This window comes from Mucilaginibacter sp. (assembly GCF_035492695.1).
In the GTDB taxonomy this organism is placed as follows: Bacteria; Bacteroidota; Bacteroidia; order Sphingobacteriales; family Sphingobacteriaceae; genus Mucilaginibacter.
In genome coordinates this window covers 440,304-464,115 of record NZ_DATJJC010000033.1, presented here as the reverse complement: position 1 = coordinate 464,115, position 23,812 = coordinate 440,304, and the positions used below count along the sequence as shown (strand labels likewise).

General features: G+C 44.5%; 25 protein-coding genes and 1 other RNA gene. 8 read left to right on the top strand and 18 right to left on the bottom strand.

All coding sequences use genetic code 11. The features are described from left to right. Positions 1–3 precede the first annotated feature (3 nt). The 6 genes from VL525_RS22365 to VL525_RS22340 all read right to left on the bottom strand — a co-directional run bounded on the left by VL525_RS22365 (position 4) and on the right by VL525_RS22340 (position 3,972). Positions 4–1,386: a sigma-54 dependent transcriptional regulator gene (locus VL525_RS22365; protein WP_325389916.1), complete on the bottom strand. Its 1,383-nt coding sequence runs from the start codon at positions 1,384–1,386 to the stop codon at positions 4–6. A gap of 122 nt (positions 1,387–1,508) precedes the next feature. Then, an RNA gene (gene rnpB / locus VL525_RS22360) (RNase P RNA component class A) lies at positions 1,509–1,873 on the bottom strand. Between the two features lie 75 nt (positions 1,874–1,948). Then, positions 1,949–2,368, bottom strand: coding sequence for a cytochrome c (locus VL525_RS22355; protein ID WP_325389914.1), 420 nt, complete (start codon positions 2,366–2,368; stop codon positions 1,949–1,951). Next, positions 2,365–3,024, bottom strand: coding sequence for an SCO family protein (locus VL525_RS22350; protein WP_325389912.1), 660 nt, complete (start codon positions 3,022–3,024; stop codon positions 2,365–2,367). The genes VL525_RS22355 and VL525_RS22350 overlap by 4 nt, the downstream gene beginning before the upstream one ends. Before the next feature lies 1 nt (position 3,025). Further along, a complete protein-coding gene (locus VL525_RS22345) occupies positions 3,026–3,433 on the bottom strand; it encodes a hypothetical protein (RefSeq protein WP_325389910.1) in 408 nt (135 codons plus the stop codon). A gap of 77 nt (positions 3,434–3,510) precedes the next feature. Beyond that, entirely contained in the window at positions 3,511–3,972 is a 462-nt protein-coding gene (locus VL525_RS22340) for a DinB family protein (RefSeq protein ID WP_325389908.1), read from the bottom strand. 368 nt (positions 3,973–4,340) lie between these two features. Between VL525_RS22340 and VL525_RS22335 the strand changes: the two genes are divergently transcribed. Next, positions 4,341–5,684, top strand: coding sequence for a GH1 family beta-glucosidase (locus VL525_RS22335; protein WP_325389906.1), 1,344 nt, complete (start codon positions 4,341–4,343; stop codon positions 5,682–5,684). Here the strand turns inward: VL525_RS22335 and VL525_RS22330 are convergent. Together VL525_RS22330 and VL525_RS22325 are read right to left on the bottom strand one after the other, a co-directional pair. Beyond that, the gene (locus VL525_RS22330; RefSeq protein WP_325389904.1) at positions 5,681–7,846 is read right to left on the bottom strand and encodes a tetratricopeptide repeat-containing sensor histidine kinase; all 2,166 of its coding nucleotides are present in this window, start codon (positions 7,844–7,846) and stop codon (positions 5,681–5,683) included. The genes VL525_RS22335 and VL525_RS22330 overlap by 4 nt on opposite strands. Positions 7,847–7,916: 70 nt before the next feature. Further along, positions 7,917–9,098: an acyl-CoA dehydrogenase family protein gene (locus VL525_RS22325; protein ID WP_325389902.1), complete on the bottom strand. Its 1,182-nt coding sequence runs from the start codon at positions 9,096–9,098 to the stop codon at positions 7,917–7,919. 152 nt (positions 9,099–9,250) lie between these two features. On the opposite strand from VL525_RS22325, the gene folB reads away from it, so the two are divergent. From folB to VL525_RS22310, 3 genes are all read left to right on the top strand, one after another. Beyond that, positions 9,251–9,622, top strand: coding sequence for a dihydroneopterin aldolase (folB, locus tag VL525_RS22320; RefSeq protein WP_325389900.1), 372 nt, complete (start codon positions 9,251–9,253; stop codon positions 9,620–9,622). After that, positions 9,612–11,009 carry an FAD-binding oxidoreductase gene (locus VL525_RS22315; protein ID WP_325389898.1) on the top strand — a complete coding sequence of 466 codons (1,398 nt, stop codon included), beginning with the start codon at positions 9,612–9,614 and terminating at the stop codon, positions 11,007–11,009. Before folB ends, VL525_RS22315 begins: the two co-directional genes overlap by 11 nt. Before the next feature lie 90 nt (positions 11,010–11,099). Further along, positions 11,100–11,729, top strand: a complete 630-nt coding sequence (locus VL525_RS22310; protein WP_325389896.1) for an MgtC/SapB family protein — start codon at positions 11,100–11,102, stop codon at positions 11,727–11,729. Positions 11,730–11,823: 94 nt separating this feature from the next. Here VL525_RS22310 and VL525_RS22305 read toward each other — a convergent pair whose 3' ends face one another. Beyond that, the gene (locus tag VL525_RS22305; protein ID WP_325389894.1) at positions 11,824–12,270 is read right to left on the bottom strand and encodes a thioesterase family protein; all 447 of its coding nucleotides are present in this window, start codon (positions 12,268–12,270) and stop codon (positions 11,824–11,826) included. Between the two features lie 142 nt (positions 12,271–12,412). On the opposite strand from VL525_RS22305, the gene VL525_RS22300 reads away from it, so the two are divergent. After that, complete coding sequence (locus VL525_RS22300; RefSeq protein ID WP_325389892.1) at positions 12,413–12,850, top strand: Hsp20/alpha crystallin family protein; 438 nt, start codon at positions 12,413–12,415, stop codon at positions 12,848–12,850. A gap of 230 nt (positions 12,851–13,080) precedes the next feature. On the opposite strand, the gene VL525_RS22295 is transcribed toward VL525_RS22300, so the two are convergent. From VL525_RS22295 to VL525_RS22280, 4 genes are read right to left on the bottom strand one after another with little or no spacing between them, the layout of a single operon-like run. Beyond that, the gene (locus tag VL525_RS22295; protein WP_325389890.1) at positions 13,081–13,617 is read right to left on the bottom strand and encodes a carboxymuconolactone decarboxylase family protein; all 537 of its coding nucleotides are present in this window, start codon (positions 13,615–13,617) and stop codon (positions 13,081–13,083) included. Positions 13,618–13,651: 34 nt separating this feature from the next. Continuing rightward, on the bottom strand, positions 13,652–13,987 hold the full coding sequence (locus VL525_RS22290) for a DMT family transporter (protein WP_325389888.1): 336 nt from the start codon (positions 13,985–13,987) through the stop codon (positions 13,652–13,654). Beyond that, entirely contained in the window at positions 13,984–14,436 is a 453-nt protein-coding gene (locus VL525_RS22285) for a DUF417 family protein (RefSeq protein WP_325389886.1), read from the bottom strand. Before VL525_RS22285 ends, VL525_RS22290 begins: the two co-directional genes overlap by 4 nt. Further along, positions 14,433–14,816: a DoxX family protein gene (locus VL525_RS22280; RefSeq protein WP_325389884.1), complete on the bottom strand. Its 384-nt coding sequence runs from the start codon at positions 14,814–14,816 to the stop codon at positions 14,433–14,435. The genes VL525_RS22285 and VL525_RS22280 overlap by 4 nt, the downstream gene beginning before the upstream one ends. 416 nt (positions 14,817–15,232) lie before the next feature. Between VL525_RS22280 and VL525_RS22275 the strand changes: the two genes are divergently transcribed. After that, positions 15,233–17,815 (top strand): glycoside hydrolase family 3 N-terminal domain-containing protein, encoded by a 2,583-nt coding sequence (locus VL525_RS22275; RefSeq protein WP_325389882.1) that lies wholly within the window; start codon positions 15,233–15,235, stop codon positions 17,813–17,815. Between the two features lie 477 nt (positions 17,816–18,292). Here the strand turns inward: VL525_RS22275 and VL525_RS22270 are convergent, their stop codons facing one another. The 5 genes from VL525_RS22270 to VL525_RS22250 form a co-directional block, all read right to left on the bottom strand. Continuing rightward, the gene (locus VL525_RS22270) at positions 18,293–18,628 is read right to left on the bottom strand and encodes a TfoX/Sxy family protein (RefSeq protein ID WP_325389880.1); all 336 of its coding nucleotides are present in this window, start codon (positions 18,626–18,628) and stop codon (positions 18,293–18,295) included. A 126-nt stretch (positions 18,629–18,754) separates the two neighbouring features. Next, positions 18,755–19,987, bottom strand: coding sequence for an RNA polymerase sigma factor (locus VL525_RS22265; protein WP_325389878.1), 1,233 nt, complete (start codon positions 19,985–19,987; stop codon positions 18,755–18,757). A gap of 59 nt (positions 19,988–20,046) precedes the next feature. Beyond that, positions 20,047–20,394: a YciI family protein gene (locus VL525_RS22260; RefSeq protein ID WP_325389875.1), complete on the bottom strand. Its 348-nt coding sequence runs from the start codon at positions 20,392–20,394 to the stop codon at positions 20,047–20,049. 25 nt (positions 20,395–20,419) lie between these two features. Further along, positions 20,420–20,767 carry a YciI family protein gene (locus VL525_RS22255; RefSeq protein WP_325389873.1) on the bottom strand — a complete coding sequence of 116 codons (348 nt, stop codon included), beginning with the start codon at positions 20,765–20,767 and terminating at the stop codon, positions 20,420–20,422. A gap of 72 nt (positions 20,768–20,839) precedes the next feature. Next, the gene (locus VL525_RS22250) at positions 20,840–21,184 is read right to left on the bottom strand and encodes a YciI family protein (RefSeq protein ID WP_325389871.1); all 345 of its coding nucleotides are present in this window, start codon (positions 21,182–21,184) and stop codon (positions 20,840–20,842) included. A gap of 156 nt (positions 21,185–21,340) precedes the next feature. On the opposite strand from VL525_RS22250, the gene VL525_RS22245 reads away from it, so the two are divergent. Both VL525_RS22245 and VL525_RS22240 read left to right on the top strand, forming a co-directional pair. Next, a complete protein-coding gene (locus VL525_RS22245) occupies positions 21,341–22,447 on the top strand; it encodes a glycoside hydrolase family 88 protein (protein WP_325389869.1) in 1,107 nt (368 codons plus the stop codon). A 90-nt stretch (positions 22,448–22,537) separates the two neighbouring features. Further along, positions 22,538–23,785 carry a sodium:proton antiporter gene (locus tag VL525_RS22240; RefSeq protein ID WP_325389867.1) on the top strand — a complete coding sequence of 416 codons (1,248 nt, stop codon included), beginning with the start codon at positions 22,538–22,540 and terminating at the stop codon, positions 23,783–23,785. The last annotated feature ends 27 nt before the right edge of the window (positions 23,786–23,812 follow it).

Below are 23,812 nucleotides of genomic sequence, written 5' to 3'. Positions count from 1 at the left end.
GAGCTATTCGCCCCGTTTTAACCCGTACTTCTCTATTTTACTGTACAGGTGGCTCCTCTGTATGTCAATATCATCAGCTGTTTTTGATACGTTCCAGTTATTTTTTTCCAGCTTGAATTTGATATATTCACGTTCAGCGTAATCCTTATATTCCTGGAAGTTAGCAAACTGGTCAAAGTCCGTTTGCTGGGCAGGAGCAGAGCCATTTAATGATGCCGTAACCGGCCCCGCAGGATTGGCAAATGAACGTACATCGTTTTCGGTGATAGTTTTATCGCTCAGGATGATCAAACGTTCCACCATGTTCCTTAACTCGCGGATGTTACCTGTCCATGGCAATGCCTTTAATGCGTCTAGGGCGCCGTCGGAGGCTCTCTTAGTCGGCATGCCATATTCGTTGCAAATCTCTTCAAGAAAGTTTTGGGTAAGCAGGGGAATATCGTCTTTACGGTCGACAAGAGGCGGAACGTGGATCAATATAACACTTAAACGATGGTAAAGGTCCATACGAAAATTACCTGCCTCTATCTCTTTTAACAGGTCTTTATTGGTAGCCGCTATCACCCTTACATCTACTTCAATTTCCTTTTCGCCGCCTACACGTGTTATCTTACTTTCCTGCAAAGCGCGAAGTACCTTTGCCTGTGCCGAATGGCTCATGTCGCCGATCTCATCGAGGAAAAGTGTACCACCGTGTGCTGATTCGAACTTTCCGATACGTTGTTTTACTGCCGAAGTAAACGACCCTTTTTCATGGCCAAACAATTCACTTTCGATCAGTTCTGATGGAATTGCCGCGCAGTTCACCTCGATAAGCGGGGCGTTCGCCCGGTTGGATTTCTCGTGCAGCCAGCGCGCCACCAATTCCTTACCACTGCCATTGGCGCCGGTTACCAGCACACGGGCCTCGGTAGGGGCCACGCGCTCAATGGTTTCCTTTATTTTCATGATGGCCTGCGATTCGCCCAGTATAGGTCGTACCTTGGAGACCTTACGTTTCAGTACTTTGGCTTCGCTAACCAGGCTTCCCCTGTCCAATGCGTTGCGCACAGTGATGAGCAAACGGTTTAGGTCGGGTGGTTTGGATATAAAGTCAAATGCTCCTTTTTTGCTGGCTTCAACCGCCGTCTCTACAGTGCCGTGGCCGGATATCATTATAAATGGCAGGTCTGGTTTTAAAGCCAGCCCTTCGGTTAGCACTTCCATGCCATCCATCCGGTTCATTTTGATGTCGCAGAGTACCAGGTCGTAGTCCCCGGTTTCGATCATCGAGATACCATCGACACCGTTATCTACATCGTCAACTTCGTAATTCTCATATTCAAGTATCTCGCGAAGGGTGCTGCGAATAGCCCGTTCATCATCAATTATTAAAATTTTAGCCATGCTTAAGTATAAAGGTGGTAGAAATATTAACGCGCTAAGTTATAAGAAATGTATAGAAAAATAAACACTTTGGATTATACAAAAAATAACCCCATCCTGTTTTGGCAGAATAGGGTTATTTTTTCAGCAGCAAAGCTATAAGCCGGGTTCTGTGAACTTCTATCATTTATCTGGCCCTGCCATTGCTGACAGGTTCAAGCAACCTACCCATCCCGGCTATCCCGATAAATCGGAATTAGAAGCGAGCAGCTTCCGGTCCGGGACCTATTTGGTCTTTCAACTCCTGAGGTTTACCGCGATCCCGGTCGCCCGGGAAAGCCGTGAGCTCTTACCTCACGTTTTCACCCTTGCCCGAAGGCGGTTTATTTTCTGTGGCACTTTCTGTCGCCGGCTGAACGGCGCCTTCCCGTTAGGAAGCAGGATGCTCTGTGTTGCCCGGACTTTCCTCCCCCGGCCAGGAGCCGGGAGCGATAGAACGATTTGCAATACAAAGGTAGTTTTTTTAGTCCGCATTCCGATAGCCATCGGAACCTCATAAGTCAGAAAGTCCGGAAATTACGGTTTACTTGCATGCAGCTAAGTTAGCTGTCACCTGTTCCTCGGTGACCGTTCCGATCTTGTTGCCGAATGAATTACCAACATAAGTTAGCACCTGGGCTATTTGCATTGGGGCAAGGTCATTTGCAGGCATCACATCTTCAAAGGTTTTTCCGTTGATCACTATTGTGTCTTTTAGTCCGGAGCGAACGTAGCAGGCTAAAGATGTCTTATTATTTTTAAGATAAGTTGAATCGTTTAACGGGGGAACAAGCGCTAATAATCCCTGGCCGTTGATGCCGTGGCAGTTTTGGCAATGGGTTTGGTAAACTTCGGCGCCAATGGAATAATATCGTTTAAACTCAAGCGTGTGATCGTTCTCGCACGATACAGCGATAACTACGCCGAAGACTACTGCAATAAAGGCGGTTATCCTGTAAATCATTGTACGATAGCTTCGTCAGGTTCAGCCTTTAGCGCTTTAATGTCTTCTATCAACTGGTCAACCTGTTTGGGATCTGTGCCATCATAAGCTCCGCGGATACGCTTTTGCTTATCAACCAGTACAAAATAACCGGCATGAACATAACCGCCCGCAGCGGTGCTGTCCTTTTTTACCGCAACCAGGTAGTTCTTTTCGGCTATATCGTAAGTTTCCTCTTTTTTGCCTTGCACAAACCACCATGTATTGCCTGTTACACCTAATTTATCTGCATATTTCTTTAATACCGGTACGCTGTCGTGCTTCGGATCGATAGTGTGTGATAGAATCTTAAAGTTTCCATCGCCTTTATACGTATCGTATATCTTTAGCATATTGCGGGCCATGATGGGGCATATAGAAGGACATGTGGTGAAGAAAAAGTCGGCTACGTAGATATCGCCGTCAAGACTTTTATTGGTAATACTATCGCCATACTGGTTTACAAAACCGAATTTTGGGATGGTTTGATAAATTGTATCTACCTCTGTTTTCCCGTCAACTACTTTGGAAACTGCCCTGCGGCTGCCGAAAATAGGCAGGGCCATCTTATTACCGGAATCCGACTTGCAGGCGCCCCACATCGCTATCACCAAAAATCCTAAAACCAGCTTCTTCATTTTATTTATGGGTTGAAAAGTATTTATCTGCGTCACTGATCGCGGTATTAACCAGGGAATCTACTGCCATAACCTGCTTTTTCTGGTCAGTGTAATATTTCATTACCTCGTCATGCGATTTGCCGCTCATATCTGTTTGAAACTTATTCATCCAGCTTCCCATAGTATCGTCAGCAGCGGTCAGCTTCATTCCTATAGATCTCAGGCTTGCTTTTTCGGCAGTATCTTTTGACGGTAACTTTATCAGGCTATCAACGCGAGATTTATCTTTTATCAGCGCCTCATCCTTCATCATTACCTTGTCATGTACCTTTAAAATATCGTTCAGCAACGCCTTTTCATCTTTGGTGTTGTCTTTACACGAAAAAAATAACAGTGCGATGAGCAATAATGCGGGAAGATGTTTCATGGTCGGTGGGTTTTGCGCGTCAAAAATACCTTTTTTTAGCCTTAATCGCTAATCCGGCAGGTATGCAATAATCAATCTTAATGTGTTCGCAGATAAAATATATAGTCGGTAACCGGAAGTTTCTCAATGCCAGATAGTTTCAACTGCTGGCCTATCTGCGCGCGGTGGTGAGTGCCATGATTGATCACGTGTGCTAAAATATCACTCAGTTTATTCTCAAAGCTTTCTCCCTGCATATTTTGGTAGTTAATAGTGTTATCAAAGTCGGACGTAGTATATGTGTGCAGGAGATCCAGCCAGGCTTTATTGTTTTCCTCCACAATGTCAGCCATATCGCCGGCATTCCAGTCGGCGGGCCACAAAACCCGGCCGGTGGCTGATTGTCCCTTGCACCGTGTGATCCATATTTGCTGTGCTGATAGCAGGTGCGCCATTAGTCCAACGGAATCATTTGGGCTGCCTGCTTTGATAATTGTTTCAATGATCAGCAAATTCTCGTGCTTGTTGTAGTTAAAGAGGCGGGTAAAATATTCTTTCATGCTTCAAAACTAATTAACAGCGACGTTGCAAACATTATGTGTTATCTCATTTGTACGCAATATTTTTGTGATGCCATTAAACTTTTAAGCAATAAATTTTAACATAAACATAATACAAGCGTCACGTTAACAACATATGCTTATTGGATTTTTGTAACGTAAAAGTAAGTGTTATGAGATTCACCGTTAATTTTTCAAAGCTTATCCGGCATTTCCGTGAATGGCTGCTCATGAAGAACATGCGATCATCATTTATTCACTAAATTCTTTGCCCGCTGCTCTTCTTTTATCCAATTATATTGTACAATTTGGGGTTTGCATATTGTCATACTTTAGTTGCTTACAGCAACCACAGGTGATGCTGCTCTATGGATAAATTTAATAAAAGTCTTTTTGGTGCCGATTTCAAGTGGGGCGTGTCGACAGCGGCGTTCCAGATCGAGGGCGGACATGACGCCGATGGAAAAGGTGAGTCGATATGGGATGCGTTCACTGCAAAAAAGGGGAAAGTATTGAATGGCCATCATGCGAAAACTGCCTGTGATTTTTACAACAATTACGAGGCAGACATTGACCTGCTAAAACAACTCAACATTCCCAATTTTCGTTTTTCTATTTCGTGGACGCGCATTTTACCAGCCGGAACCGGCGATGTGAACCAGGCCGGAATAGCTTATTATAACCGGGTGATAGACTATTGTATCAAACAAGGTATTGAGCCCTGGGTAACTATTTATCATTGGGACCTTCCCAAAATACTGGAAGAAAGGGGCGGGTGGACAAACCGCGACATCATTGAGTGGTTCACCAATTATACCCGGATATGCGCAGAACATTTTGGCGACCGGGTAAAGTATTGGATGGTAATGAACGAACCATCGGTATTTTCGGGGGCAGGGTATTTTTTTGGCATACATGCCCCGGGTCGAACGGGTATCAGGAACTTTTTGCCGGCGATACATCATATTGTCTTGAGTATGGTTGCGGGTGCAAAAAAATTGCGCGAGCTGTTACCCGGGGCCATCATTGGGTCAACCTTCTCATGTTCGCATATTGAACCCTATTCGGACAGCAGCCGGAATATAGCCGCAGCTCATCGTGCGGATGCTTTGGTGAACCGTTTGTTTATTGAACCGATATTGGGCCTGGGGTATCCGATAGGTGATATTCCTGTACTAAAAGGGCTTGAAAAATTCTATAAACCGGGCGACGAACAAAATATGGTTTTTGATTTCGATTTTATCGGTCTGCAGAATTACACACGCGAAATTGTAAAATATTCATTTTTCACACCTTACGTTAATGCCAGTTTGGTGAAAGCCGAAAAACGCGGTGTGGAAATAACTGCTATGAAATGGGAAGTATATCCACCGGCGATATACTATATCCTCAAAAAGTTTAACGCTTATCCACAGATCAAAAAGATCATCATAACGGAAAACGGAGCTGCTTTTCCGGACACGATTATGGACGGCGCGGTAAACGATCAAAAAAGAACCGAATATATCCGGGATAATCTGGAGCAGTTACTGAAAGCGAAGCAGGAGGGATGCCGTGTAGATGGCTACTTTGTATGGACCCTGACCGATAACTTTGAATGGGCAGAAGGGTATCACCCCCGTTTTGGGTTGATCTATGTTGATTTTGAAACGCAAAAACGCATTATCAAAGCATCGGGGCATTGGTATGCCAATTTTTTGAAAGATGTTTAGTGACGGGCCAGTTCTTTACCGGCCGGCAATTGATCCTGGTCAATATCATCCTTTATGGATCGCGGCAGGCTAACATAAAAAGTCGTTCCCTTTTTAGGTTCGCTTTCAAACCAAATTTTACCGCGGTGTTTCTCGACTATCTGCTTGCTGATGGAAAGGCCCAAACCAAAGGATTTTTCGCCCATTGTACCCGGCCTTTTAGCATCAGTAAACATATTGAACACCTTGTCCTTCATATTATCCGGAATGCCAATACCGTGGTCGTTAATTGAAACAATAACTGTATCACCCTTCTGGAAAGTTTTAACTTTAATCGTCGCATCGACCGGGCTGAATTTTATAGCGTTGCTAATGAGGTTGCTGATAACCCGCCATATTTTTTCACGGTTTATGCTGAGTTCCACCGGGTGATCAAGTCCTTCGAGCACAATCTGCTGATGCTTTTCAGCCGCCTTAAACCGTAATAATTCCACGCTATTGGTTACCAGGGCATTCACATCAACCGATTGTTTTTTTAATTGGGACAAAGAGTTGTTGGTAGCTTCCAATATCTCGTTAATGAGTTCGAGCGTATCCGCAGCCGTTTGTTTGATAAGAACCAGCTGGCTTTGCAGGTCCTTGTCATGTTCGCTTTCTTCAACCATCATACTTGTAAGCGAAGCAATACCACCCAGCGGGTTTCGCAGATCGTGTGCAACCGCACGCAGGATGCGGTCCTTTTCGCGGCTGCTGAATTTTACTTCGTCAAGGGCTTTTTCAAGGTCGGCCTTTTGCTGGTTTATTTGCTTGTTGAGCATGATAACCATAGCTACGTCAAATTTCGATTGCCTCCAGTTTCTCCAAACAAGGAATACAATAGCAGCAAGCAGCACCGCGCTAACGATGGCGATATCGAGATACATACCCTGCATTTTATTATTATTACTGAGGTTTTCTATCTCATATTGTTTTTCAAGATTTGCCAGCTGCTGGTTTACGTCACTTTCTTTTAACAACGTGAGCCGTTTGATCGTCGAGTCCTTAAGGGCGTTATAATTTTGAGTGTAAACTATTGCCTTTGCCAGGTCGTTCTTTTTAAGATAATAATCCCCCATCAACCTATTCCAATCGGCTTCGGCGTCATCATTTTTTATAACATCCAGCTGTTTGCGTAAATCTGAAAGCAAAGACCTGAGGAGGCCGCTTTCGCCCTTTATTGAATATATCTGTGCAAGCTTAAGTTGGGCTAATTCGGCGTCACCGTTGTCAGCTCCTTTTTGAATATTAATAGCTATGCTTTTTTTAAGTAACTGTTCAGCTTCATCATATTCTTTTAGGGCTATCAGCGCCTGGGCCTTGTTGTTATAGATGACACCCCGCGCAATATCAATATACTGGCTCTTTACTTTGAATTTGCCGTCGTTTTCATTTACATACTTAAGTGCTTTATCAAAATAGCTTATCGCACTGTCAATATCACCGCTGTAGGTATAACTCTCTCCAATGTTATCCAGTAATTCCTGCCGGCGATAGAACCAAACGAAGCCGTGATCGTCCTTTACTAAAAGGCTTTTTGCATAGCTTTCTTTAAAATACCCCGCTGCAAGTTTGTAATGCCCTTGTTTGAACATGATCATGCCCATCCGGTAAGTATAGTCTGCCGCAGAAGCCTGGTTGAGATAGTTTTTACCCATCAGGTAGCCCTGGAAGTAACACTGGTAGGCATCGTTATATTGATTAAGGCTGAAATAAGTATCGCCTTTGGCGTAATTGGCCTCGGCGAAATTGGTTATATATTGTTCTTTGGTAACACTTTTATGCGCCATCATCAGCATGCTGTCGGCATACGGCATAGCTTTTTTATAATCCTGTTTAGCTTTTTGCCAATAAACGTAATGAAAGCCATAAAATCTGAACCGGTCGTTTATAGTTGGGTTATTAACGGTATGGAAAGACTCATCGAGGTAAGCTATCGCTTTATCGGGCTGGTTAATATCATAATAGTGAGTAACCGTTTTAGATACCACTTTGAAAGCCCCGGAGTAATCAGCCGAGGCATTATCCTTTTTGGCACATGAAGTTAAAATAAGAGGCAGGAGAAGAGATGGAAATATCTTTAAATATTTTAATTTAATATCGTAGGTGATGCTCAGCAAAAACTTCCAAAAAAGGCCCATAAACATTTGCTTTATACGATAATATATAAAACGATGTTATAGCGGGAAAATTCTTTTTTTGTAATATTTATGGTACTTATTTAAAGGCGTCTTCACCAGTGATATCCATGCCCGTTATCAGTAAATGAATATCGTGGGTACCCTCGTAAGTAATTACCGATTCCAGGTTCATCATGTGCCTCATGATAGGATATTCGCCGGTTATACCCATACCGCCAAGCATTTGACGAGCTTCGCGGGCTATCGTGATCGCGGTTTCGACGCTATTCCGTTTAGCCATGGAAATTTGTGCCGGAGTGGCCCTGTTCTCATTTTTTAAAGTACCCAAACGCCAAACCAATAATTGCGCTTTAGTTATTTCTGTAATCATTTCGGCCAGTTTCTTTTGCTGCAACTGGAAACCCGCTATTGGCCGGCCAAACTGCACACGTTCTTTGGAATAACGCAGGGCAGTATCATAGCAATCCATCGCTGCGCCTATGGCGCCCCATGCAATGCCGTACCGGGCCTGGTTCAAACAACCAAGCGGACCTTTTAATCCCGAAACGTTAGGAAAAATATTTTCTTTAGGAACTTTTACATTATCAAAAACCAGTTCGCCTGTGGCCGATGCGCGCAGCGACCACTTGTTGTGTGTCTCAGGTGTTGAAAAACCATCCATGCCACGTTCAACCACCAGGCCGCGTATTTTTCCGCTTTCATCTTTGGCCCATACTACAGCGATATCCGCAAAAGGAGAGTTTGAAATCCACATTTTAGCGCCGTTGAGAATGTAATGATCACCTGCATCTTTGATATTAGTGGTCATACCATTTGGGTTCGAACCATGGTCGGGTTCGGTCAGACCGAAGCATCCCATTAATTCACCACTCGCAAGCCCGGGCAGATATTTATGTTTTTGCTCTTCGGAACCGTAGGCATAAATAGGATACATCACCAATGAACCCTGAACAGAAGCTGTCGACCGTATGCCAGAATCGCCCCGCTCTATCTCCTGCATAATAATGCCGTAGGAAATGTAATCAAGGCCGGCGCCGCCATATTCAACAGGGATAGTAGGCCCGAAAGCGCCTATTTCGGCAAGGCCCTTTAGCAGCTGTTTCGGAAATTCAGCTTTTTGCGCATAGTCCTCTATGATCGGACTTACTTCTTTTTTCACCCAATCGCGCACACTTGCGCGTATCAGTTTATGCTCGTCAGTGAGCAGTTCATCTACTAAATAGTAATCAGGAGCTTCAAAGAGATCAGTTTTTGCCATTGAGAAAAATAATTGGTGCGGCAAAGATAGAAGTTTAGTCCGGAAGTCCGCGTAAGTCGGAAAGTCCGAAAGATGGCATTTTCATAGAAAGTCTTTCGGACTTATGCGGACTTTCCGACTAAAAAGACAACTCAATCAACTAAATTTGACCCATGATCAACGTAGCACTACACGGCGCCGAATTTTTTGGCAAACACGGCTTTTACCCGGAAGAGCAGTTATTGGGAAGCAAATTTGTAGTGGACATATCGGCTGATTTTGAGCCGCAGGGCGCTTTGCAAAATGATAAGCTGGCCGATACCGTAAATTACGAGCACCTGTACGAGCTTACTTTCACACAGATGCAGCATCCGCGAAAATTGATTGAAACGCTTTGCCAGGCCATTATTGACGATATTGTAAAGCATTATCCCTATGTAGCCGTCGTTTCCGTCACCATAAAAAAGCTAAACCCGCCATTGAGGGGTAAAGTAGATCATTCGAGCGTTACCATTACTTATAACAAACCTGAAAATGGAATTTAATAAAATCACAGGCGAGGTAGTATCAGCCATCAAGGCTATTGTTGGCGACAACTTTGTTGTGACCGACCATGCCGGGCTGGAAAAATACAGCCATGATGAAACCGAGGACCTTACTTATTACCCTGAAGTTGCCGTTAAGCCAAAATCTCCCGAGGAAATTTCGGCTTTAATGAAACTTTGCAATCAGCAGATGATCCCGGTAACGGTACGGGGAGCGGGCACGGGGTTAAGTGGCGGGGCCTTGCCGGTTATGGGCGGCTTGCTCATCTCGATGGAACGCTTTAACCATATCCTGGACATCGACGAAGATAATTTGCAGGCTACGGTAGAACCTGGCGTAATAACCGAGGTATTTATGGATACCGTTGCCGAAAAAGAGTTGCTGTACCCGGTAGACCCGGCAAGTAAAGGAAGCTGCTTTATCGGGGGCAATGTTTCTCATGGTTCCGGCGGGCCAAGAGTGGTGAAGTATGGCACGATAAGGGAATATATTTTAAACCTCGAGGTAGTTTTACCCGATGGCGACATTATATGGACAGGGGCTAATACGCTGAAATATGCAACAGGCTACAATTTGACCCAGTTGTTGATAGGGTCGGAGGGTACGTTAGGCATTATAACCAAGATCGTAACCAAGTTGATACCGCGCCCTACACAGGATGCGCTTTTGCTGGCATCCTTCGAAACACCTGACGCGGCTTGTGCTGCGGTTTCCGCTATTTTCAGGGCGGGTATTGTTCCTTCAGCTTTGGAATTTATGGAGCGGCGCGGACTGGAATGGGTGATTCAATACGATGGCCTGAACTTTGAATTGAAAGAGGGTATTGAAGCTTACCTGTTAATAGAAGTTGACGGTAATAATATGGATGTGATCTTTAGCGATTGTGAAAAGATCAACAGTGTATTGGAACGGTTTGATTGTAAGGATGTGCTGTTCGCAGATACTGCGGCCCAGAAAGAAGAACTGTGGCGGCTGCGCCGCACAATGGCTGTTTCCGTTAAATCCAATTCGATATTTAAAGAAGAGGACACGGTTGTTCCGCGGGCCAATCTGCCGCAATTGTTCAATGGTATTAAAGAAATTGGCGCCAGGTATAACTTCGATTCGGTTTGTTTTGGGCACGCCGGGGACGGCAACTTACATGTTAATATCCTCAAAGGCAATATGAGCGACGATGACTGGCATAATAAGCTGAAAGATGGCATCCGCGAAATATTTGAGCTAACTGTATCGCTTGGCGGAACACTCTCGGGCGAGCATGGCATCGGCCTGGTACAAAAGGAGTTTATGCCGATAAAATATTCCAACGTTCATTTTGAGCTTTGGCGGGGCGTAAAGAAGGTGTTTGATCCGAAGGGAATATTAAATCCCGGGAAGATATTTTGAATTGGATTGCATCGATTTATCTGATATGATTACACGGATTATAAATAAATATAAGTTGTAAATTTAATCTGCCGGACTAAATCAACAGCCATGCCTCTTGAATTCGGGATAGCCACCCACGATGTTATCAAAATACTGATTGCCGTTCTCTGCGGCGGCATCCTCGGTTTCGAGCGCCAGTATAAAAACAAAACAGCCGGTTTCCGCACGATTATCCTTATTTGCCTGGGCTCGACCATATTCACCATGATATCGCAACGGGCAGGGCAGGGTGTCAACATCAACCTGGTAACAGGCGTAGGTTTTATTGGTGCCGGCGTGATATTTAAGGATAAAATATCTGTTAATGGCTTAACTACCGCAGCGGTTATTTGGGTAGCGGCAGCAATTGGAATGGCTAATGGCGCCGGGAACTATATGCTGGCTATTGCATCAACGTTCCTGACGATCATCGTACTGGTATTATTTAACCTGTTCGAGAACTATCTTGATAAAATTCGCCATGAAAAACTGCTGAACCTGGTATTTGACAGTAATAATTTCGATGAATTACTGGACCTTGAAAATATCATCCGCAAACATAAACTCACTGTACAACGCAGGCTCGTCAACAAAAAGGATGGGGTTATGCATGCCGCCATTTTTGTGTCGGGTCATAAAAAGAATATTTCCAAATTGGATGAGCAGTTGCTTTCAATGCGAGGTATAAGGGCATTTTAATTTGCAAATGTGCTAATTTCAGATGTGCAAATGCTTGTCAATTCATTAATAGATACATGCATGCCTTATCATCCGCACATTTGAAATCTGCACGTCAATTCGTATTTAATATCATTCCCGGCTCATCATAGGCTATCATGCGCGCGCGCTGGTCGGCGGGAATTTTGACGGGTTTATTTATGCTGTAATCATAACTAATACAAACCGTTTTGCCGGTGGTGCATATTTCCTCACCGTTTTCGGTCACCTTTACCAGTACATGCATCACATCAAAGCTACTGTTGCCGATGCGTGTGGTACGGACGTAACAAGCTATCTCGTCGTTGCGGGTAATTGGTTTTAAATAATTCACTTCTGACCGGGCGAGGATGATCCCATTGTTATTCCAGTCCCACTTCACTACATCGCGCCAGTAGTTGGAACGGGCTATTTCAAAATAGGTGAGATAGATGGCGTTATTCACATGCCCGTAGAAATCCAGGTCCGAAAAGCGGATGGGGATAGGGGTACGGAACTTATAATCTGCTATATTTTCGCTCATTTGATGACATTGTGTCTGTAAGAATTTAAATCAAAAGGACAAATTGTCCGAAATAGGGGCTTTTTTCTCCTTGGTATAAGAGTTGATTTATACCTGCCGAAGTTAATAAAACAAAAAATATAAAACTCTGGAGGATATAAAAATGACATTGGTAAAATTTAACAACGGACAGAAAAGAGAAGTAAATCCCTGGTTTAATGATGTATTTGATTCATTGATCAATGATTCAAGACTGGCAGACAGGTTCGTAAACAAAATTCCTGCGGTAAACATCGCCGAAACTGAAAACGAATTTCATATCGAACTGGCTGTTCCCGGCCTGAAGAAGGAAGACTTCAAGATCAGCCTTGACAAAAACGTACTGAGCGTATCTGCTGAAAAGAAAACCGAAAATGTGGACGAAAGCAAGAAATACAGCAAACGCGAATACAGCTACAATTCATTTGCAAGATCGTTTACCTTGCCCGAAACAGCTGATTATGCCAAGATAGATGCCGAATATACCGACGGCGTGCTGAAGCTGAACGTGGCTAAGAAAGAAGAAGCTAAAATTCAATCGAGAGAGATCTCGGTAAAGTAATTTGACCGGGCGCCGAGAGCTGTGAGATTAAATATTGTGATTTGGTAAAGGCTCGAGGCCCCGGAAGAAATTAGTTAAGTCCGAAAGACCGGAAGTCGGAAAGTCCGAAAGGATCCGTCAGTTGATGGATGAAAATGAACATCCGAAATCCGAACTATAAAGACTGTTTTCATAATAAGTTGTTGGTTTAGTTTGATGAAGGCCTCCCGAATATCAGGGGGCCTTCTTTTTTATATATCTTTTGCCAACGGAAAATCGATAGGTATTTGTGTCAACCGGTAGGTATAGTTGGTAAAGCTCATCACATTGATGAGTACCATCAGGTCAATTAGCGCTGTTTTATCGTACCCCAGCGCGAAAAATTCATCCAGCAATCCGTCACTAACCAAACCTTTTTGTTCGATAACGGATTTGATCACTTTGTAAATGACCTGCCAGCGCGCATCAGGATAAGTACCTGCACGCAGGGACAGGGTTTCATCCTCCGTCCATTTATTTTTAATGGCCGATTGTGTATGCGATGCCAGGCAATACTCGCACCCATTAAATTGGGACACGATGAGGTAAATAGCCTCCCGTTCTTTTGCATGAAAAGTGCCGCGGGCCTGCTCGTTCACGTATTGCAAATAAGAGTTAAGCGCATTGGCCGAATAACCAATAGTGGCATAAAGGTTCGGCATTTTGCCTGTTAATTTAATAAAACGGTCGAAGGCTGGGCGTGCCTCTTCGGCAACCTGGTCATAGGAAGGTACTTCAAATGGTTTCATGGGTATTGGATTTGGAAGCGTAAATTTAGGAAATTTACCTGCCGGAAGCATAATTTAAACCAATAATTGAAACCATACACATCACCATAAACGCTGCGGTAAGCCAATCGATCCTGGTTTTTAAGTATAGTACATCCAGGCCGATAGTAAGCACCAGCGATACACCGCTCCATATCATCACAGCCACACCGAGCGGTATGATTTTGAGGGATGTTTTGAACATGATGATGCCGGTTATCATAAACAATATCCCCGGCCCCATAACTTTCCAGTCGGTAAAACCGGTTGATTTTTTCAGGCAAACGTTCCAGCACGATTCGGTAACAGCAGATAACAGGAGAAGCAGCATTGCAACGCGTGAGTTCATCATAATTTATTAGCGTAATACGACAAAAGAAATAGAGAGGCCCCAAGGAGGGTTATATCCTTGATCAGGAACGATCCGGTGTCGGAAGGTACCCACATACTGTCTACTTTAGCAACTATTCCAGGTGTGCTAAGTAAAAAAGTACAGGTGACCACAAAAATAATTACAGCCAAAGCGCTGCCATATAAACCTGCACGGGGATAAAATATACCTATCGTAAGGCCAACCGCCGATAATATTTCCAATACACCAATAATGCCCGACACTACGTTTAAGCTAAACAACTTGTACATCCAGCTCACTAACGGGCTATTACTTACCAGGCCTTCAATATTATGAGCTTCGGTTCCAGTAAATTTAAAAATGCCGAACCAAAGCAAAACAATGGCTAAACCTAAAGTGGTAACTACAACGGCAGGAGTATTGTTATATAATAAGTTAGATGTTTTCATTCTGTTATTTTTAAAGATAATTTCAATTTTTTCCGGTAGAACAGGTAGGAACCTGTAACCAGCACAAGGCCTATGAATGCAGGCATCCAAATGGTTGGCGGATCCCCATTCAACAGGTGTGATGAAAGCGCACCGGTCACATCAAAAGCGAGTCCGGCATAAGCCCATTCTTTAACTTTAGGTATGCCCGGGGTAAGTATCGCCGCTATGCCCAATATTTTCAGCACACCTATAAACTGCGGGAAATAATCCGGATAGCCCAGGTGTTTAAAAAACGCAAGTACATCTGGGCCTTTCAAAATATCCAGGATGGCCCCCGAAACAATAAATGCCGATAAAAGGACGGTGAACGTCCAGTAAATGATCTTGGTTGATTTCATGATTTGTCTATATCGTATGTTTTTTTAATGTCTATGCTTATTTCCTTCATCGCCTGGTCTATCCTTTCGTTTTGGATTTTGAACATTCTGCAGGGTTCGCAGATAAGCAGGTGATAAGCCAAAAAAAGCTTCCTTGAAAAGGAAAGGGCCTTGCCCTTGTTTTTTAAAATATACAGTGTAGCCTTGCGACAGCTTCCCCCGATTCTTTTCATGTAAAGTTCCGATCGATATAAAAGAATTTTTACCGGTTTGTCGTATGGAATGGGTTAACCTTACAGTTGGTCGGTAAAAAATGGTTATCCATCTTTATCCTCATCTTTTTCATCTATTACATTCGGTTTATTTCAATCAATTATATACCTTTAGTTTGTGTCATTATAACACAATAGATTTTAAACCGATTATCTATATTCTTTATGAAAAAACTGTTTACCCGCCCCGCGCTTTATTACGCTGCAGGCTCATTATCATTATTGGCCCTGGCTACGGCTGTTACCAGTAATAAGATAGACCACAAATGGACCGCCACCGATGAAGTCGATGGTATTACACTGGTAAAAAACGTGAACGGGGCCACGCTGGGCTACTCGTCCAAATCCGGCGTAAAAATATTGACGGTGGATGGGTTGGCCTTTAAAGACCTGGACAAGAACGGCAAACTGGACAAGTATGAAGACTGGCGCTTGCCGGTAGCCGAACGGGCGAAAGACCTTGCCTCGAAATTATCGGTTGAACAGATAGCAGGCTTGATGCTCTACAGCGCGCACCAAGCCCTTCCCGCTATGTCGCCGCGCGGATTTGGAGCAGGGACTTACGACGGTAAACCTTATGCTGACGGCATGGACGCATCGGAACCAACCGATCAGCAAAAGGATTTTTTGATCAAAGATAATTTGAGGCACGTGCTCATCACGTCGGTGCAAAGCCCGGAAGTTGCCGCTAAATGGAACAACAAAGTGCAGGCGCTGGTTGAGGGTGAAGGATTTGGCATACCAGCTAATAACAGCAGCGATCCGCGGCACAGCACCAATTCGGGTGTGGAATATACAGCAGGGGCAGGCGGCAAAATATCACAATGGCCCGACCAATTGGGTTTGGCGGCAACGTTTGATCCCGCAGTGGTACAGCAATTCGGCCATATAGCCGCGCAGGAATATCGTGCACTGGGTATATCCACGGCTTTATCACCACAGATAGACCTGGGTTCGGAACCGCGCTGGGTGCGTATTAACGGTACTTTTGGTGAAGACCCGCAACTGGCAGCAGCTATGGCAAGGGCCTATGTGGATGGTTTCCAAACTTCAACCGGCAGCAGCGAGATCAAAAATGGCTGGGGATATCATAGCGTTAACGCCATGATGAAGCACTGGCCCGGTGGTGGACCTGAAGAAGGTGGCAGGGATGCACACTTTGCTTATGGTAAGTTTGCAGTTTATCCGGGCAATAATTTTGATGAGCATTTGATCTCATTTGTTGACGGTGCATTGAAGCTGCACGGCAAAACGGGCATGTCGGCAGCGGTTATGCCTTATTATACAATTTCGTACGGAAGGGATACCAAAAATAAGGAGAACGAGGGCAACAGCTATAACAAATACCTGATAACCGACTTGTTGCGCACCAAATATCACTATGAAGGTGTTGTTTGTACCGATTGGGGCGTAACAGCTGACGAAGGTAAAACACCAGATATTTTCGCGGGGAAATCGTGGGGAATGGAGACGAAGAGTGTTGCTGAAAGGCATTACAAAGTACTGATGGCAGGGGTAGACCAGTTTGGTGGTAACAATGACTCAAAACCGGTTATTGAGGCTTACAATATGGGGGTAAAGGAACATGGTGAAGCTTTTATGCGAGCCCGGTTCGAAAAATCAGCGGTGAGGCTGTTGACGAATATCTTCAGGACAGGGCTTTTTGAGAACCCTTACCTGGATGTGGAGGCTTCCAAAGCAACTGTGGGCAAACCCGAATTTATGACTGCGGGCTACAACGCGCAATTAAAATCGATCGTGATGCTGAAGAACAGCAACCATGTTTTACCGTTGAAGAAGGATATCACCGTGTATCTGCCTAAAAAATACACGCCGTCGATGCAGGGCTTTTTCGGGCCGCCATCTAAAGAGCGTTGGGATGAAGCCGTGAAACCGGAATTGCTGAGCAAGTATTTTAAGTCGACCGATGATCCGTCCAAAGCGGATTGCGCTATTGTTTTTATCAGTAGTCCGTACGGAGGTGCAGGCTATGACAAGGATGATGTGGCCCGTGGAGGCAACGGCTATGTCCCGATCACGCTGCAATATGGAGAGTATAAAGCAACCCATGCCAGGGCACATAGCATAGCAGCCGGCGACCCTGTTGAACCGGGTATTGATAACCGATCCTACAAGGATAAAACGATCACGGCGGGGAATTACGCCGATCTGAAAGCCATCCGCGAAACCAGGGAAGCGATGAAAGGCAAACCGGTTATTGTGGTAATGGTGGCCAGTAAGCCTGCCATACCCGCTGAGTTTGAAAAGGACGCCAATGCCATTGTGGTCAGCTTTGGCGTGCAGAACCAGGCGATACTGGACATTATCACCGGCGCGGCAGAACCGTCGGGTTTATTGCCGTTCCAGATGCCGGCGAATATGAAAACGGTAGAACTGCAGGACGAGGACATCCCGCACGATATGACCTGTTATACCGATGCCGACCATCACACGTATGACTTCGGCTTCGGGATGAACTGGAAGGGTGTGATACATGATGCCCGCACGGCAAAATATGTAGGTATTGTAAAAAAACCAGCCATAAGCACTAATGGAGGCACTGTTACTATCGCCTGCGCTACCCCGGGAGCTAAGATATATTACACAACAGACGATTCGACGCCATCGTTTACGGCGGCACATTTGTACACCAAGCCGGTTGCTGTTGGAAAGGGGAAAGTGGTAAAGGCGATAGCGAAGATCTATGGGAAGGATAATAGCAGTTTGGCGGAGTTGGTTATAAAGTAAAACCCAAATTGCTTGCCGACGGTGAACGATACACTAAGGGGAATGCTGAATTTCCCTTAGTGTATCCATTTTCAAAAAATACCTATTCAAGTACCGCAGGTTTTTCCCACCTACAAGCAACAAAACGGGTATAGCTGCCTGGCAGGAGAAGATTATATTTGTCCATTTTGGGTTGTTTTCGTCTTTTTTGGCTTTTTTTGGCGTTTTGAAGATCTATACCGAAAAAAATGGCAGCAAAATGAGGGTACCCGTGAACAGTATAACCAATTGAAATACAGCGTAATAATCAAAATAGTGTTCACGGAAATGTTAAAAATGGGGCACTTTTTGCGATTTCTGACTTATGAATAGGTTGATAATGAATGACTTACAATTTTACGCGTTTGGCAAAGGGTGGCGGCGTGAACACTTAGTGTGTTGAGTTAAGATTCCTCCTCGTTAATGAGCGGGACTGAAATGATATTTTTGTTGATGATGTTATTTCTTTGATGATTTCGCCTTCGGATTATAATCCAGCGCCAGCTGGATCCAACGGTTAAAATCTTTTTGGTTGCGGAAGCGTTCTTCGCTGATATAAATAAAACCTTTCATGTGTTTACCACCGTGCACCATGGGGCGGGTACCGGGCTCTTCAACCAATTGTTCGGTCAGGCCGGGATCGAGGCGAAGCATCAATTCATCCCCGCTTACGCTAACGCACATTTTATCGTTTACCATAAAAGTAACACCGCGGAACATCTTCTTTTCTTCCACCCCTGGGATACCAGCTAATACTTCGCGGACACGGTCGGCAAGTTTTTCGTTGTAAGGCATAGAGCTAATTTATTAAAAATGTCATTTCGAACGAGCGGAGCGAGGAGAAATCTTAAACAGGCGGATGGGTCGGTACCGGGCGTTTAAGATCTCTCATTATCATTCGAGATGACATGGTTTTTTAAATCAAATTTTCAACTTCTCTATTTTCTTCCTGATCACATTTTTATCAGCGATGGGCTTAGTTAGTTTCAAAGCTAAATTAAAGTGATCAATGGCCTTTAGTTTGTCAATGTTAGTGTACAATTCACCTAATAAAATATGATATAAATGGCTATTAGTAAGGTGAAGTTTTTCAGCCTCGATGATAGCGGTTTCATTTCCGTATACTTTAGCCAATGCATAAGTGCGGTTAAGCGCTGCGATAGGCGAATACTCGACCATCAGCAGGCGATTATACAAACTGAGTATCTTTTCCCACTTTTCGCTGCTGTCTCTTTCGCCGGTATGCCAGTAGGCAATGGCCGCTTCAATATGGTATTTTGTGATCTCATCGCCCTTAGCTGAAAGATTAAGATAATATTCGCCTTTTTTTATTAACTCTTTGTCCCACAAATCAATATCCTGCTCATCATAAAGTATAAGTTCGCCATCTTTATTGGTGCGCGCATCAAAACGCGATGCGTGGAAACACATCAGGGATAATAACGCATTTACGCCTGGCTGGTTGGTACTTACGTTTTCGGTGAGCATGTGCGTAAGGCGCATTGCTTCCAGGCACAGATCCTTTTGCAACACGGTATTGCGGTTGGATGAATAATATCCCTCGTTGAAAAGCAGGTAAAGGGTGGTTAACACATTTTCTATCCGTTTGCCGATCTCCGTAACCGATGGCATCTCGATCTTTACTTTTACCTGCTTCAATTTTTCGCGTGCGCGGAACAGCCTTTTGTTAATGGTTTCTTTGTTGGTTAAAAAAGCATCTGCTATTTCGTCGATACTGAAACCGCAAAGGATGCGGAGCGATAAGCCTATCTGCGACTCCGGCGGAATATCCGGGTGGCAAATAGCAAACATCATTTGTAACTGGCTGTCCCTGATATTGGTGCTGGAAAGATCGACATCTATCTCAAACGATTCATCAGTATTGCACTGAAGTGCCGGCGATACTTTTTCGTTATATATCGTATTACGTTTAAGAAAATCCTTTGCTTTGTTTTTAGCAACGGTATACAACCAGGCGGGTGGGTTTTGCGGAACTCCTTTCAATCCCCAGGTTTCCGCAGCCAGCAGGAAAGTATCGCCTACAATGTCTTCGGCTATGCTGATATGCTCGATACCAAACAGGCGGCATAATACGGCTGCTATCTTTCGGAACTCGGTACGGTATAAGTGCGGTATCAGCTCTTTGTCCTGCATAAATAGAATAAACTTCTGCCGGGTATGTTTACCGGCAGAAGCATGGCATAAAATTAAATTTAACTGTTCATCGGAATGATCTCCCGAACTTCCACATTTCCGCCTACGTTCAGTATAGGGCAGTTTTTGGCAATTTCAGTAGCTTCCTCCATTGATTCGGCCCGGATGATACTGAGGCCGCCGAGTATCTCTTTTATTTCGGCATAAGGGCCATTGGTAACTACAATACCCGGCTTAAGGCTGCGCCCTTCGTTTCCTAAGCGTGCACCGTTGGATACCAGTTTATTTTGTGCGGCTATACCGCCCATCCAGTTTTCCCATTCTTTTGAAACGGCCATTGTGCCTTCGGGTGTCATTTTAATTTCTCCCAGGGGTTCCGACCGGTACAGTAATACAAACTCTTTCATTTTTTTTCAGTTTAACGGTTTATAATTAACGGCTCATAGGGACAATATCCCTTACTTCAACATTGCCACCAACGGTTAATATAGGGCAGCCTTTAGCTATATCAGCAGCTTCATCAATGGTATCTGCGCTTACAATAATATAACCGCCAACAATCTCTTTTATTTCGGCATAAGGTCCGTTGGTTACCAAATTGCCCGGTTTTATGGTTTTACCTTCGGCGCCAAGCCGGTTGCCTGTGCTGGCCAGTTTACCGTCAGCGGCTATACCACCCATCCAGGCCTGCCATTTTTGCATAATAGCCTGCATTTCATCCGGCGAAAATTTTAGCTCGGGCCGGAAGTCATTTCTGAAGATCAATACAAATTCGTTCATGTCTTTAATTTTTTGGTTTTATAACTGAATGACGACCGGCCGGGCGCTTATTGGACAGGTTACGGCATCTTTTTATTTATCACCCGCATAAATTCCCCGAACCTCGATGGTACCCTTGCCAACGATAGGCGCCTCTTTCACAATTTCGGCGGCTTCGTCAATCGAGTTTGCCCTGATAATGATATAGCCGCCGATGATCTCGCTCAATTCGACATAAGGCCCTTTGGTGATCAATTTTTTATCCCGGATAACACGGCTTTCTTTACTTAATCGGTTGCCCCGGCTAACCAGGATGTTTTTGGCGATGATGCCATTAACCCAATTTTCCCACACGCCCATTCGCACCTGCATTTCTTCGGGCGGGAAATTAGCTTCGGGTAATTCTTCCAGTCTGAAGATCAAAACAAATTCTTTCATAGCTTTTTAATTTTGGTTTTGACCGATTGACGAACTACTTAGGGTTTATTGGACAAATGGATATTTTTATTTGAATGAACAATTATCGGCAAACAATACTTTTATATAAACTTGATCTGGTAATAATTTATACTTTTATTTTCCAAACCGACTACTATGAGAAAATATGTCATTGTCCTGTTATTAACGATCATCAGTTTCCAGGTCGTATACGCCCGAAAAAAAGTTGACCGTGATTCTGTTCTGCGTATCATGGATAAAGTGGCCGGCTGGCAATTACGCGAATGGCAGGAGCATGGGCGCAAACACCCCAAATGGTATTGGACAATGGGCGCCGGTTATGCCGGGTATATGGCTCTGTATAAAATAGGGGATAACTCTATCTACCTGCATGAGATGAAAAACATTGGCGACAGCCTGAAATGGAACACAGGCCCCAACCGCTTTATGGCCGACGACTATTGTGTGGCGCAAATGTACTCGCAGGTTTACAGCAACTATAAAGAACCCGGGATGATAGCCCATTTTAAAGCACTGGCCGATAGTATTATAGCTAAACCGCATACCGAATCACTGGAATGGAAAAACAATATAGCAAGCCGGGAATGGGCCTGGTGCGACGCCCTGTTTATGGGCCCGCCCGCTTTGGCATATTTGTACACGGTTACCGGCGAGAAAAAATATCTTGATATAACCAGTAAATTGTGGTGGAAAACAACTGACTATCTTTTCGACAAGGACGAAAATCTTTACTATCGCGACAGCAGGTTCTTTACCCAGAAAGAAGCTAACGGCAAAAAGGTATTCTGGTCGCGCGGGAACGGTTGGGTAATGGGCGGCCTGGTGAGGGTGCTGGATAACATGCCTTCTGATTACCACGGGCGCGCGAAGTTTGTTGAGTTATATCAAAAAATGGCTGAAAAGATCGCTTCGCTGCAAAACCGGGACGGAACGTGGCACGCGGCGCTGCTTGATCCTAAAAGCTACCCGGTTAAAGAGGCCAGCGGTACAGGGTTCTACTGTTATGCTTTGGCCTATGGTATAAATAATGGGCTGTTGCCTTATGATAAATATCATAAAGTGGTTGAAAAAGCGTGGAAGGCGCTGATGGGCTGCGTTCAACCCGATGGCAAACTGGGGTATGTACAGCAAATAGGCGAAAAGCCCGAAAAGGTAACAGCCGAGGATACCGAAGTTTACGGGGTAGGCGCCTTTTTACTGGCCGGATCGGAAGTTGCTAAGATGGTGGCAGCGCATCATTGATCCCTCGTACAACAAGATAGCGTCACCATCTTACGGGCTCGATAGCCCTTTAATTTTTCCTATATTGTCCGGGTACATCTAAAGTTGCAAATGAACTTCAGTCAAATACTTGCTACGACAATCGTGCTTGCCGCGGTATTCGCCTACGTCAATCACAGGTTCATCAAATGGCCGCCGACCATAGGCATTATGATACTGTCGCTGGGAAGTTCGTTAATACTTGCGTTCGCCGGGCATTTATATCCTTCGCTCACATTGAGGGCAAAGCAACTTGCCGAATCGATCGATTTCCGTGATGTGCTGATGAATTTCATGCTTAGCTTCCTTCTTTTTGCCGGCGCAATACATATCGACGCCGCTAAATTAAAAAAAGAGGCCTGGCCTGTGCTGGCCCTGTCTACCATAGGTATATTGATCTCAACAACTATTGTAGGCGTCGTCATGTGGGAGGTGTTTCGCCTGTTTAATTTCCCTGTACCTTTTATCTATTGCCTGCTTTTTGGTGCAGTGATCTCACCGACTGATCCTATTGCTGTACTTGCCATATTGAAGGCAGCCAGGATACCTTCATCACTTGAAGTCAGGATATCCGGCGAGTCGTTATTTAACGATGGCGTAGCCGTTGTTATTTTCGTCACGCTGCTTGAGGCCGCTCAGCCGGGTTCGGCAAGTGTCAGCCTTATTTCGGTGGGTAAACTTTTCCTGCAGGAGGCCGTGGGTGGCCTGTTATTCGGGGCAATATTAGGTTATATAGGCTACTACGCCCTGCGGTCAATCGATGATTATAAAGTGGAAGTGCTGATTACACTTGCCATTGTATCCGGCGGTTATTTTCTTGCAGGCTACCTGCATATTTCCGGTCCGCTGGCAATGGTAGTTGCCGGACTAATAACCGGCAACAAAGCAAAAGCCGAGGCACTTTCAGAAACAAGCCGCGATTACCTGGGCAAATTTTGGGAGTTGATAGACGAAATATTAAATGCCATACTTTTCCTTCTTATCGGGCTCGAAATGCTGGTCATTAAAACGAATACAACTATCTTCGTTATAGGTATAATCGGCATTTGCGTAGCTTTATTTGCCCGATGGGTATCGGTGTTTTTACCGATCACGCTGCTGCGTTTCAAGATCAAGTTTGAAAAGAATACGATAGCCATATTAACGTGGGGCGGGTTAAGAGGAGGATTATCGGTAGCGCTTGCGCTTTCGCTAAGTTCTGAAATGTATCGGGATGAGTTTGTGCTGATAACTTATGTCATCGTAGTTTATTCTATTCTTGTTCACGGGCTTACCATAGGAGGGTTCGCCAAAAGGCTTCTTAAGAATGCAGATAATTAAAAAGAAATAATAACATTGCAGAAACTC